At 63.0% G+C, this 12,254-nt stretch carries 10 protein-coding genes; 4 read left to right on the top strand and 6 right to left on the bottom strand.

Going from position 1 to position 12,254, the window contains the following annotated elements:
• Positions 1-257: 257 nt before the first annotated feature.
• Positions 258-548: a DUF1488 domain-containing protein gene (locus tag M0D64_RS25335; protein WP_028194698.1), complete on the top strand. Its 291-nt coding sequence runs from the start codon at positions 258-260 to the stop codon at positions 546-548.
• Between the two features lie 267 nt (positions 549-815).
• Here M0D64_RS25335 and M0D64_RS25330 read toward each other — a convergent pair whose 3' ends face one another.
• From M0D64_RS25330 to M0D64_RS25305, 6 genes are all read right to left on the bottom strand, one after another.
• Positions 816-1,352: a cytochrome b gene (locus M0D64_RS25330; RefSeq protein WP_171928764.1), complete on the bottom strand. Its 537-nt coding sequence runs from the start codon at positions 1,350-1,352 to the stop codon at positions 816-818.
• Between the two features lie 276 nt (positions 1,353-1,628).
• Positions 1,629-2,930, bottom strand: coding sequence for an NCS2 family permease (locus M0D64_RS25325; RefSeq protein WP_266259697.1), 1,302 nt, complete (start codon positions 2,928-2,930; stop codon positions 1,629-1,631).
• Positions 2,931-3,422: 492 nt separating this feature from the next.
• Positions 3,423-3,680 (bottom strand): DUF4148 domain-containing protein, encoded by a 258-nt coding sequence (locus M0D64_RS25320; protein ID WP_171928762.1) that lies wholly within the window; start codon positions 3,678-3,680, stop codon positions 3,423-3,425.
• A gap of 139 nt (positions 3,681-3,819) precedes the next feature.
• A complete protein-coding gene (locus tag M0D64_RS25315) occupies positions 3,820-4,593 on the bottom strand; it encodes a slipin family protein (protein ID WP_054036028.1) in 774 nt (257 codons plus the stop codon).
• Positions 4,590-6,269 (bottom strand): nodulation protein NfeD, encoded by a 1,680-nt coding sequence (locus M0D64_RS25310; RefSeq protein WP_266259696.1) that lies wholly within the window; start codon positions 6,267-6,269, stop codon positions 4,590-4,592. Before M0D64_RS25310 ends, M0D64_RS25315 begins: the two co-directional genes overlap by 4 nt.
• An 83-nt stretch (positions 6,270-6,352) precedes the next feature.
• Positions 6,353-7,399 (bottom strand): AraC family transcriptional regulator, encoded by a 1,047-nt coding sequence (locus M0D64_RS25305; RefSeq protein WP_266259769.1) that lies wholly within the window; start codon positions 7,397-7,399, stop codon positions 6,353-6,355.
• Between the two features lie 297 nt (positions 7,400-7,696).
• Between M0D64_RS25305 and M0D64_RS25300 the strand changes: the two genes are divergently transcribed.
• The 3 genes from M0D64_RS25300 (at position 7,697) to M0D64_RS25290 (ending at position 12,228) form a co-directional block, all read left to right on the top strand.
• A complete protein-coding gene (locus tag M0D64_RS25300; RefSeq protein WP_266259695.1) occupies positions 7,697-8,830 on the top strand; it encodes an acyl-CoA dehydrogenase in 1,134 nt (377 codons plus the stop codon).
• A 107-nt stretch (positions 8,831-8,937) separates the two neighbouring features.
• Positions 8,938-10,629 carry an AMP-binding protein gene (locus M0D64_RS25295; RefSeq protein WP_266259694.1) on the top strand — a complete coding sequence of 564 codons (1,692 nt, stop codon included), beginning with the start codon at positions 8,938-8,940 and terminating at the stop codon, positions 10,627-10,629.
• A gap of 81 nt (positions 10,630-10,710) precedes the next feature.
• On the top strand, positions 10,711-12,228 hold the full coding sequence (locus tag M0D64_RS25290) for a CoA-acylating methylmalonate-semialdehyde dehydrogenase (RefSeq protein ID WP_266259693.1): 1,518 nt from the start codon (positions 10,711-10,713) through the stop codon (positions 12,226-12,228).
• Positions 12,229-12,254: the final 26 nt, after the last annotated feature.

Genomic DNA, 12,254 nt, shown 5'->3' with positions numbered 1-12,254 from the left:
CGCCTCAAAAGACCACGTCAGGCACCAAAATCAAGCAAACAGAAAGGAAAACTTGCGCAGCGGCCGAACTCGTCTACAGTGAATCAAATCACCTCCGCGGGGCGCGAAGTACGGCGCTTGCGAAATTATGGGGTGACGGACCCGCGCCACCAGCATTCGACAAGGAGGAAAAAGCGCTGCAGGTGCGACCAGTGTTAACCAGCGTGCGCAGTACCAATCGACCCATGCGCAGCACCCAACCTTTAAGGTGAACACCCATGCAGATACTATTCCCGAACGAAACTCCTGAATATTCAGGTCGCGAACTTACCTTGGCGTTCCCGGCGATGGTTGATGGGCAAAGGGTGGAGTGCATGATCACCGCTGAGGCGCTGGAAGATCACTTTGGCGCCGCATCGCCACGTCTGGAGGACATGGTCGGCGCATTCGACGCGCACCGGGCCCGCATCGAAGCGGCTACGAGGCGTCTGCTATCGGAAACGCGGGCGCAATGTCTGGTGCTGAGGAGCGGCTACGTGCGCTTCTATGAAGCGAACTGGCGCAACTGAGCGAATCCGCGCCTGCCGGGTGTCAGCCCGAAAATAGGCCACGAAGTCAGCCCAAACGTAAGCCCAACGAGCGGGCACAGCAGAAAAGCAGAACCAGCCGCGCAAGAGCAACACGAGACGCAAACCCAGGCGCGGCGTCCGCACCTCAACGGGTCCACAACTGGCCGCGGCCGTTCGCGCCGCCCAGGTCTGCACTCGCGCGGCTGTAAGTTCCAGATACCGCGAACGCAAGCGCCAATGCCGCATGCGCCGGAGACTGGAAGCCGATCAAACCATTCGCCGCAGCGTCCGATCCTTGAATACCACGTGATGCGCAATCGCCGCGAGCGCGTGTAATCCGATCACCCAGTAAAACGCATTGCCGAGCCACTCATGTGCTGTCTTGAGCAATGGCCGCGCAAGCGGATCCGCGCCGACCAGCGTGAAGCTGAAGTTGATCCAGGCCAGCGTGACCGGATGCCCGCCGGTATTGACCAACAGCATGCCCAGCAGCGGCTGCGCGAAGATAAAGATGTACAGGGCGAGATGCGCGGCGCGCGCCAGGAAGGCGAGCAGGCGATTGCCTTCGACTTCCGCAGGCGCGCCGGCCCACAGACGCCATAGCACGCGCAGGACCGCCAGTCCCAGCACGAGGGTACCGGCGCAGAAATGCACGTTGCTCCAGAAAACCCTGCTGTCCGAGCCTTTCGGTCCGCGGATTTCGATTGCCAGATAAGCGAGCGCGATCAGCAGAAAGATCGCCCAGTGGAAGAAGATGGCGGGCGACGTATAACGGTCCGTGGCGCGGCTGTGGCTGTAGGACATGCAGGGAACTCCCGTGACCGGTTGGTTGTTTTTTATCAATCATCAGATGATAAAGGGTGCCCAACCAGAACGGGCACCCTCAATCAAATGATTGTTGATCCAGACCGAACCGTAACCGGACGCAGCGACGATGCCTCAGTGCTTTCAGCCAGGCTGCGAAGCGATGCGCGTTGCGCGTTGCAGCATCGCGCAACGCTTCGCAATGTCATGCCACGGCATGTCACGTGTTGTCCTGCGCTTTCACTCCCGTGCCTTCACGTTAATTGCCGCTGCAGCTTATTCGCTGCCGAGGTAGAAATAGCGGAACAGGAAAATCGCCGCGATGATCCACACCACCAGTTTCACTTTGCGCGCCTGCCCGGTCAGCAGTTTCAGACCGGCATACGAGATGAAACCGAACGCGACGCCATTGGCGATCGAGTAGGTGAACGGCATCAACAGTGCGGTCAGGGAGGCCGGCACGACTTCAGTGGCGTCGTCCCACGGTAGATCGAGCATTTCACGCAGCATCAGGCAGGACACGTACAACAGGGCCGGCGCCGTCGCGTAGCCAGGCACCACGCCCGCCAGCGGCGCAAAAAACAGCGCCGCGAGAAACAGCACGGCGACGGTGATTGCCGTGACACCCGTGCGACCGCCAGCCTGCACGCCTGATGCGCTTTCGATATACGCCGTGGTCGACGAGGTGCCCAGCATCGAGCCGGCCAGAATCGCCGTGCTGTCGGCGAGCAGAGCGCGGTTCAGCCTGAACATCTTGCCCTCGACCAGCAGCCCGGCGCGATTGGCCACGCCCATCAGCGTGCCCGTCGCGTCGAACAGTTCGACGAGGAAGAACACCAGAATCACGTTCAGCACGCCGCCGGAGAGCGCGCCGCGAATGTCGAGCTGGAACAGCGTCGGTGCAATCGACGGCGGCGCGGATACGATGCCGTGAAACTGATTGCCGCCGAAGAAAAAGCTCAGCACCGTCACGCCGACAATGCCGATCAGGATCGAACCGCGCACCCGCAGATAGTCGAGTGTGACGATCGCGAAGAAGCCAATCACCGCGAGGATCACGGGCGCGTTGTGCAGATCGCCGAGCGTGACGAGCGTGGCCGGATTGCCGACCACCACACCGGCCGACTTCAGCGAAATGATCGCGAGAAAGAGGCCGATACCGCCGGTGATGGCAATGCGTATGGAATGCGGAATCCCGTTGACGATCACCTCTCGCACGCGAAACAGCGTGACGATCAGGAACAGGCAGCCGGAGATGAACACCGCGCCGAGCGCGGCTTGCCACGTGAAGCCCATGCCTTTCACGACGGTGTACGCGAAGTACGCATTCAGACCCATGCCGGGTGCGAGCGCGATCGGGTAGTTGGCGTAGAGACCCATGATCAGCGAGGCCAGCGCGGCCACGATGCAGGTCGCGACGAACACCGCGTCCTTCGGCATGCCGGCGTCGCCGAGAATCGCCGGGTTGACGAAGATGATGTAGGCCATCGTCAGGAAGGTGGTCAGCCCGGCGAGCACTTCGGTGCGCAGGTTGGTGCCGGCGGCTTCGAAGCCGAAGTATCGTTTTATGGAGTCCATGAGGCGGGTCTCTTGTTGTTCAAAAGCGTTTCTTGTGGTTGATACGGGCAATGCGTCGCGAATAAGCGGGCGACTGTGCCGTCCGACACGGCACCGATGCACCAAGCGGCGAAGCCTACGGGCGGATTGTAGTCATGATTGGCGGTGGCGCACCGGTTTGCGTGAGTTTGCGTGACTGTGGGCTGTGCCGAAGGGGCGAGATGATACCTTGTCAGCGCGCGGGGCGGCGCGGCAAGCGAATTTACGATGTTGCGGCGGGAAACGGCGGGCTTGCGGGGGCGTGGGGACAGCCGGAGCCTGGCGGGGCGGCGTGAATTGAAACGATTCGGCCAGAAGCCAGCCGTAAAAATGCAGGTAGAAGGCGCAGGAGGGGAAAAGAGCGCGGCAGGCGATTCATGCGTGGACGTGCAGGGTATCCAAGGCCGGCGCCGCCTGCGACCTTTGCAGTCGCGAGCAGTCCGGCCTGCCGCTTCAAGGCCAGGATGAGACTGATTACTGCGCCGTGCTCCCATTCATCTGCTGCGCCCGCCGCGCGGCGACGATGCGGCCCGCGCGTTGCGCGTTGTCCGGATAGTCGATCCAGTCGAGCGGATCGTAGCCGGCGGCGCGCCAGGCGGCCAGATCGGCTTTTACCTGGGCGCGCGTTAGCGGCGCCGACGGGTCGTAAGGTCGCGAAGTCTGTGCAAACGCGCTGCTTACACTCATGGCGGCTAACAGCACGCCGAGTCCAACTAGAGAAGCGATTTTCATGATTGGCTCCTATGGAGCGGTTAAAAACGACCCCTAAATTTTAAATTTCATGGTCATTCCGAGTAAGTCGATTGCAGGCAATGCACCATTTCACCCCGTGATCCAAAGGGGGCTAAAGTGAAGCGGCGCGTCCCCCGGTTCAGGAGGCCGAAGGCTTGCTGAAGCGATCCAGCACCGCGCTCAGCAGATCGATCGGCAGTGGGAAAACGATCGTCGAATTCTTGTCGGCGGCGATCGTCGTGAGGGTTTGCAGGTAACGCAACTGCATGGCCTGCGGTTGTTTCGACAACGTCTGCGCCGCCTCCAGCAGATGCTGCGAGGCCTGCAATTCGCCTTCCGCATGAATCACCTTGGCGCGCCGTTCGCGCTCGGCTTCGGCCTGACGGGCGATCGCGCGGATCATCGTTTCGTTGATGTCCACATGCTTGATCTCGACGATCGCCACCTTGATGCCCCACGCGTCGGTTTGTGCATCGAGCACCTTCTGGATATCGGCGTTCAGTTGCTCGCGAGCCGCCAGCAGGTCATCGAGTTCGTGCTTGCCGAGCACCGCGCGCAGTGTGGTTTGCGATAACTGGCTGGTCGCCTCGAAATAACGCGCCACCTGGATCACCGCCTTTTCCGGATCGACGACGCGGAAATACACCACCGCGTTGACCTTCACCGACACGTTGTCGCGCGTAATCACGTCTTGCGGCGGCACGTCGAACACGACGGTGCGCAGATCCATGCGCACCACCTGCTGCACGATCGGGATGATCAGTACGAGACCCGGTCCCTTGACCTTCCAGAAGCGCCCGAGCATGAACACCACGCCGCGTTCGTACTCGCGAAAAATCCGTATCGATGAAGCAATCAGTGCGGCCACCAGCAGAATCAGAATGCTGCTGAAGCCGAATGTGAAACCGATCATGAGCGTTCTCCTTGTTGTTGTGCTTCCGCGGGCACCACGGTCAGCGTCAGTCCGCGGCGCGCGGTGACGCGCACCGTGTGACCGGCCGCGACCGGGGCCGTGCTGGACACCCGCCAGCGTTCACCATGCACCTGCGCCCAGCCGGCCAGCGTGCCGCCGCCCGCTGCTGCGTCTGCTGTTGCGTCCCCCTGCAGCGGACCACCGTCCGGCGACAGGCCGCCGTCGAGCACGACGCCGAGACTGCCGATCAGCCCTTCCGAGCCCGTCACCACGGGCCGGCTGCGCGCCCGCAGGGCGAGTCTCGACACGCCGAACACAAACACGACGCTGAACACGGTCACGGCCGCGATCAGGGGCAGCGGAATGCCATAACCGGGCACGTCGGTATCGATCAGCATCAACGAGCCGATCACGAACGCGACTATGCCGCCGAAACCGAGTGAGCCGAAGGTCGGCAGAAACGCCTCGCCGATCAGGAATGCGATGCCGAGAAAGATCAGGCCGAGTCCGACGTAGTTGACCGGCAGCATCTGCATCGCGAAGAGACCCATCAGCAGACTGATGGCGCCGACCACGCCTGGCAGCACGAAGCCGGGATTGGCGAACTCGAAGAAGAGGCCGTACATGCCGATCATCAGAAGAACCAGCGCGACGTTCGGATCGGTGATCACCGCGAGGAACTGGCTGCGCCAGTCGGCTTCGAGCGTGACTACCGATGCGTTGGCGGTGCTGAGTTTGACGTCGCCTTGGCTCGTGTTGATGGTGCGGCCGTCCACCTGGCGCAGCAGGTCGGGAATGTCGCGCGCGTTCAGATCGACCACGTGCTGCGCGAGCGCCTCGCTGGCCGACAGGCTGACGGCTTCGCGCACGGCGCGCTCGGCCCAGTCGGCGTTGCGTCCGCGCATTTGCGCGAGGCCGCGGATGTAGGCGGCCGCGTCGTGGACCTGCTTGCGCAGTTCGGTGGATTGGGTGTCGAGCGGAAGGGTGGCGCTGGCGGCGTTGCCGGCGCTCGCCGGGGTCGCTGAGCTGGCTGAGTTGGCAGAATTCGCTGGCGCCGCTGGGCTCGCCGAATCCCCCGAGGCAGGCGTTCCGGGCCCGTTCTTTGGTGCGCCGCCGCCGGCTCCCGTGCCGGGTAATCCGGGCATACCGCCGCCGCCCGCAGGCGGTTCCGCACCGCCGATACCCATCTGAATCGGCGTCGCGGCACCCAGATTGGTGCCCGGGGCCATCGCCGCAATATGGCTGGCGTAGATGATATAGGTGCCGGCGCTCGCCGCTCGCGCGCCACTCGGGGCGATAAAGGTGGCGACCGGCACCGGCGAGCCCAGAATCGCCTTGATGATCTGCCGCATCGACGTATCCAGTCCGCCGGGCGTATCGAGTTGCAGCACGGCGAGTTGCGCGTGTTCGTCGGCGGCGCGCTGCAGGCTGCGCACGATGAAGTCGGCGCTGGCCGGACTGATCGCGCCGTTCACCGGGATCACGACAACGCTATTCGGCGCGCCGGCGGCCTCGGCGACTCCAATCTGCGGCGCGTTTTCGCACAATGCAAACCCGAGCGCCAACAGTACGCCGAACGCGGTCATGCCGCGCATCAACCGGCCCACGACTCCGCCACGGATAAGCGCAAAGCGCGGACCAGACTGCCGGAACGGGAGGCGCGGATACGTGCTCATCGCTGACGGCTGCCGCGCCATGCCGACGGGTATCGACCGGCGCGGGCCGATACCCCAAAAAAGGCTGGCCTGCTCCTTACAGCTTAGTCCGATTCCGCGCGGCGCGTGAAATCCGCGCGCGCCGGCCGGTAGTCGGTCGGCCGCATTCCGGTCCACTTGCGAAACGCGCGATGAAACGCGCTCGGTTCGGCAAAACCCACGGCGGTGGCGATGTCGGCGATCGTGCGATCGGTGTCCTGCAGTTCGCCGATTGCGATGTCACGCCGCAAGTCGTCCTTGATCGACTGATATGTGTAGCCTTCCTGTTTCAAACGCCGCCGCATCGTCGCTTCGGCGACGTGCAGGCGCAGCGCCATCTGGTCGGCAGCCGGCCAGCCGGCCATCGGCAGCGCGCGCAGCATCTTGCGCACGCGAGCGGCAAGCGAGCCGGGATTGCGGTATTTGACGATGAAGCTGCCGGGCGCATCGCGCAGGAACGGCTTGACCGACTTCGTGGTCTGGATCACCGGCAGTTCGAGAAACGCCGGCGACAGGTCGACGTACGACTCGGTTTGATCGAACGCCATGTCGTCGCAGAACATCAGGCGGTATTCATGCGCGGCAGGCGGTTCGGCGCAGCGAAAGCGCGCCTCGATCAGCGGAATGCGCCGCCCGACCAGCCAGCACAGCAGGCCGTAAACAACGATGAAGTAGGTCGCATAAGCGAACATGGCCGGCGGCCTCGCGCCTTCGCGTTCGACAAACCGCAAGCGCACGCGCTGCGCATCCGTTTCGATCTCTGCGCCAAGATCGTCGAGTACGAGCCGCATGAAACCGACCGCCCGCGCGAGCGCTTGCGCGCCGTTACGTGCGCTCAGCGCCGTCTGGGTCATTGCGATGAAGCTGCCGCTTTTCATGCGGTGCGAGTCCTGGCCGAAGAACTCGTCGTCCAGCGCGCGGGCGATGCCGGCCCACAGCGCGCCGTACTGCGCCGACGAGACCCGGCTTTTCGGCGACGTCAGCATCGTTGCCGCGATGCCGGCGGCTTCGGCGAGCGGCAGCGCCTCGAACCCGCGCGCTCGCGCCAGCGTCAGGGTCTCCTCGACAAGACTGACGGAAATCGTACCCTTGTCGTCCTTGGCGTTTTTCATGTTTTTCATGGTTCTCTGGCAAATGCGCTCAACATTTTCCTTGGGGCGATTCGCTAAGCCTTTGAAAATGTGGTTTGAATCGGGTTTGAATGATACCGGTATGGCAAATGCGCTCAATCAGAATGATCGGGCTGAGCATCGAACCTGTCCAGTAGCTTCCCTACACTTGGCCTGAACCCATCGCGGGACGCCTCGCCCCGGAGACACCACGGCGAGGCCGGTCATCCCCTGCGATGAGTCGCAAATGACGAGCAGCGCCTCGTCGCCGCGACGCGATGCATACAACAGGATCGAACCATGGATAGCTTCTACACCGACGAACAGCGGATGATCCGCGACGCCGCCCGCGACTTCGCCACCGAACGTCTCGCGCCGTACGCCGGACAGTGGGATCGCGACGCGAAACTGCCCTCCGAAGTCGTGGCGCAAATGGGTGAGTTGGGCTTTCTCGGGATGATCGTGCCGTCCGAGTGGGGTGGTTCCTATACGGACTACGTGGCCTACGCGCTCGCCCTCGAGGAGATCGCTGCGGGCTGCGCCGCCTGCGCCACGCTGATGAGCGTGCACAACTCGGTCGGCTGCGGGCCGATCCTGAACTTCGGCACGGACGCGCAAAAGGACCGCTATCTGCAAGACCTCGCCACGGGCCGCCGCATCGGCGCGTTCTGCCTGACCGAGCCGCAAGCCGGCTCTGAGGCGAACAATCTGCGCACCCGTGCGGTGCTGCGCGACGGCAAATGGATTCTCAACGGCAACAAGCAGTTCGTAACAAACGCCGCGCGCGCCAGCATCGCGATCGTGTTTGCCGTCACCGATCCCGACCGCGGCAAGCGCGGCCTGTCAGCCTTTATCGTGCCGACCGATACGCCGGGCTTCAACGTCGGCAAGCCCGAGCACAAGCTCGGCATTCGCGCCTCGGACACCTGCCCGATCTCGTTCGACGATTGCGCGGTGCCCGAAGCCAATCTGCTCGGCGAACCGGGCGAAGGCCTGCGCATCGCATTGTCGAATCTCGAGGGCGGGCGCATCGGTATTGCGGCACAGGCGGTCGGCATCGCGCGGGCTGCATTCGATGCCGCGCGCCTCTATGCGAACGAACGCGTGCAGTTCGGCAAGGCGCTGAAGGATCACCAGACCATCGCCAATATGCTTGCCGACATGGCGACCCGCCTGAACGCCGCGCGTCTGCTCGTGCACCACGCGGCGCGTCTGCGCACGGAGGGCAAGCCGTGTTTGTCCGAGGCATCGCAGGCCAAGCTGTTTGCGTCGGAACTCGCTGAAGAGATCTGTTCGAATGCCATCCAGATTCATGGCGGCTACGGCTATCTCGAGGACTATGCGGTGGAACGCCACTATCGCGACGCCCGCATCACGCAGATTTACGAAGGAACCAGCGAAGTGCAGCGGATGGTTATTGCGCGCCACGTCTAAACGCAAATTAGACGGCGTTTGAGCGCAAAATAGCCTGCCGGCAAGGCAAATGCACAGGCAAAAATCAGAGCGCATACCGCGCCACCAGCATGGAATTGGAGACGACGATGACTGCAGCGAAGGGCTTTCTCGAAGCGCGCGACCTGTTATTGCGCCATCGAACCGACTACGACCGCGCCTACCGCGAATTCGCGTGGCCGACACCGGGCCAGTTCAACTGGGCGCTCGACTACTTCGACGTGATCGCGCGCGACAACGACAACCCGGCGCTGTGGATCGTAGACGATCCGGCCAGCGACGGCTTGCGCCTCTCCTACGCGCAGATGTCGGAGCGTTCGTCACGCATGGCGAACTTCCTGCGCGGCCTCGGCGTGGGGCGCGGCGACCGCTTGCTGCTGATGCTGCCGAACCGCGTCGAACTCTGGGACGTGATGCTCGCCGCCATGAAGCTCGGCGCGATCGTGCTGCCAGCCACCACCCAGCTTTCCGCCGACGACGTGCGCGACCGTGTGCAGATTGGCGGCGCGCAATTCGTGGTGGTCGACAGCGCGGAGCTCGCCAAGTTCGATGCACTCGACGTGCCGCTCACGCGCATCTCGGTCGGCACGCCGCGCGACGGCTGGATCGATCTGGCCGCGGCCTATGACGCATCGCCGCAATTCACGCCCGACGGCGTCACGCACGCCACCGATCCGATGCTGCTGTACTTCACTTCGGGCACGACCTCGAAGCCGAAGCTGGTCGAGCATACGCATCAGAGTTACCCGATCGGCCATCTGTCGACCATGTACTGGATCGGCCTGCAACCGAATGACATCCATTGGAACATCAGCTCGCCGGGCTGGGCCAAGCACGCGTGGAGCTGCTTCTACGCGCCGTGGAATGCGCAGGCCTGCGTGTTCGTTTTCAACTTTCCGCGCTTCGTGCCGAAAGACACGCTCGACGTGCTGGTGCGTTTCAACGTCACCACGCTGTGTGCACCGCCGACCGTCTGGCGCATGCTCGTGCAGGAGCATCTCACCGACTATCCGGTGAAGCTGCGCGAGATCGTCGGCGCGGGCGAGCCGTTGAATCCGGAGATCATCGAACGCGTCAAGCATGCGTGGGGTATCACGATACGCGACGGTTTCGGTCAGACCGAAACGACCTGCCAGATCGGCAACCCGCCGGGGCAACCGGTTGTGCCGGGTTCGATGGGCCGTCCGCTGCCGGGCTACAAAATCGAGCTCCTCGACGCCGACGATCAACCCGTCACCGAAGGCGAAATATCGCTGCCTCTGGCCGAACGTCCGCTCGGTTTGATGACCGGCTACGCGAACAACGCCAACGCCACGGCGCAAGCCATGCGCAACGGGTTCTACCACACCTCCGACGTCGCGTTGCGTCGTGATGATGGCTACTACGTCTACGTCGGCCGCGCCGATGACGTTTTCAAATCGTCCGATTACCGGCTGAGCCCCTTCGAACTCGAAAGCGTGCTGATCGAACACGAAGCGATCGGCGAAGCCGCTGTGGTGCCGAGCGCCGATGCATTGCGCCTGGCGGTGCCCAAAGCGTTCGTCACCGTGCGCCAGGGCTATGAAGCCAGCCCCGAACTCGCGCGCGCGGTCTTCGCGTTCTCGCGCGAAAAACTCGCACCGTACAAGCGGATTCGCCGCCTGCAATTCAGCGAGCTGCCGAAAACCATCTCCGGCAAGATCCGCCGCGTCGAATTGCGGCGCCGCGAAATGGAACGCGAAGCCGAACCCGCGCGCCTGCCGGGCGAGTATTGGGAAGAGGACTTCCCGGATCTGCGTTGATTCTGCTTTGATTCTGCTTTGATTCTCTTTATTCCACATCACTGTCCGGCCGCCACGCGGCCACTGCACAGGAGTTCCAGCATGAGCGCAACTGCATCGAACAAGGCCGCCACCGTCAAACTGCTGATCAACGGCGAGTTCGTCGAATCCAAAACCACCGAATGGCGCGACATCGTCAACCCGGCTACGCAAGAGGTGCTCGCACGCGTACCGTTCGCCACCGCCGATGAAGTGAACGAAGCGATCCGCTCCGCGCACACCGCGTTCAAGACGTGGAAGGACACGCCGATCGGCGCGCGCATGCGCATCATGCTGAAGTTCCAGGCGCTGATTCGCGAGCATTCGCCGCGTATTGCCAAGACACTGAGCGCAGAGCAGGGCAAGACGATTCCTGACGCGGAAGGCGATATCTTCCGTGGGCTCGAAGTTGTCGAACATGCCTGCTCGATCGGCACCTTGCAGCAAGGCGAGTTCGCCGAGAACGTGGCGGGCGGCGTGGATACCTACACGTTGCGTCAGCCGATCGGCGTATGCGCCGGCATCACGCCGTTCAATTTCCCCGCCATGATCCCCTTGTGGATGTTCCCGATGGCGATCGTCTGCGGCAATACGTTCGTGCTGAAGCCTTCGGAGCAGGATCCCATGTCGACGATGCAACTGGTTGAACTGGCGCTCGAAGCCGGTGTGCCGAAGGGTGTTCTGAATGTCGTGCATGGCGGCAAGAACGTGGTCGATGCGCTCTGCACGCACGATCTGGTGAAGGCGATTTCCTTCGTCGGCTCGACCGCGGTCGGTACGCACGTTTATCGCCTCGGCAGCGAACACGGCAAGCGCGTGCAATCGATGATGGGCGCAAAGAATCACGCGGTGGTGCTGCCCGATGCGAATCGCGAGCAGACCTTGAATGCTCTCGCTGGTGCAGGGTTCGGCGCAGCGGGACAGCGTTGCATGGCGACCTCGGTGGTCGTGCTGGTCGGCGCGGCGCAGCAATGGCTGCCCGAGCTGGTCGCGAAGGCAAAGACGCTGAAGGTCAACGCGGGTAATGAGCCGGGTACGGACGTCGGCCCGGTCGTCTCACGCGCCGCGAAGCAGCGCATTCTCGGCCTGATCGAAACGGGCGTAAAAGAGGGCGCAACGCTGGCGCTCGACGGCCGCGATGTGAAAGTGCCGGGCTACGAGCAAGGCAACTTTATCGGCCCGACGGTGTTCGCGGACGTCACCACGGAGATGGAGATCTATCGTCAGGAAATCTTCGGCCCGGTTCTGGTGGTACTGAATGCCGCCACGCTCGATGACGCGATCGCGCTCGTCAATAGCAATCCGTTCGGCAACGGCGTGGGTCTTTTCACGCAAAGCGGCGCGGCGGCGCGCAAATTCCAGAGCGAGATCGATATCGGCCAGGTCGGCATCAATATTCCGATTCCGGTGCCCGTGCCGTTCTTCAGTTTTACCGGCTCGCGCGGCTCGAAACTCGGCGACCTCGGGCCGTACGGCAAACAGGTCGTGCAGTTCTACACGCAGACCAAGACGGTTACCGCCCGGTGGTTCGACGACGATACCGTCAACGACGGTGTCAACACGACCATCAGCCTGCGCTGAGGCCTAAGGTCTATTGCTTTGCATGG

This window comes from Paraburkholderia sp. WS6, from assembly GCF_030464835.1.
GTDB classification, from domain to species: Bacteria; Pseudomonadota; Gammaproteobacteria; order Burkholderiales; family Burkholderiaceae; genus Paraburkholderia; species Paraburkholderia madseniana.
The sequence above is the reverse complement of the archived record's forward strand: the minus strand, read 5'-3'. Positions and strand labels throughout refer to the sequence as shown.

What these genes read in the sequence shown, in the direction of transcription:
- M0D64_RS25335 (WP_028194698.1), top strand. Translation starts at nt 258, where the DNA reads ATGCAGATACTATTCCCGAACGAAACTCCTGAATATTCAGGTCGCGAA.
- M0D64_RS25330 (WP_171928764.1), bottom strand. Translation starts at nt 1,352, where the DNA reads ATGTCCTACAGCCACAGCCGCGCCACGGACCGTTATACGTCGCCCGCC.
- M0D64_RS25325 (WP_266259697.1), bottom strand. Translation starts at nt 2,930, where the DNA reads ATGGACTCCATAAAACGATACTTCGGCTTCGAAGCCGCCGGCACCAAC.
- M0D64_RS25320 (WP_171928762.1), bottom strand. Translation starts at nt 3,680, where the DNA reads ATGAAAATCGCTTCTCTAGTTGGACTCGGCGTGCTGTTAGCCGCCATG.
- M0D64_RS25315 (WP_054036028.1), bottom strand. Translation starts at nt 4,593, where the DNA reads ATGATCGGTTTCACATTCGGCTTCAGCAGCATTCTGATTCTGCTGGTG.
- M0D64_RS25310 (WP_266259696.1), bottom strand. Translation starts at nt 6,269, where the DNA reads ATGAGCACGTATCCGCGCCTCCCGTTCCGGCAGTCTGGTCCGCGCTTT.
- M0D64_RS25305 (WP_266259769.1), bottom strand. Translation starts at nt 7,399, where the DNA reads ATGAAAAACGCCAAGGACGACAAGGGTACGATTTCCGTCAGTCTTGTC.
- M0D64_RS25300 (WP_266259695.1), top strand. Translation starts at nt 7,697, where the DNA reads ATGGATAGCTTCTACACCGACGAACAGCGGATGATCCGCGACGCCGCC.
- M0D64_RS25295 (WP_266259694.1), top strand. Translation starts at nt 8,938, where the DNA reads ATGACTGCAGCGAAGGGCTTTCTCGAAGCGCGCGACCTGTTATTGCGC.
- M0D64_RS25290 (WP_266259693.1), top strand. Translation starts at nt 10,711, where the DNA reads ATGAGCGCAACTGCATCGAACAAGGCCGCCACCGTCAAACTGCTGATC.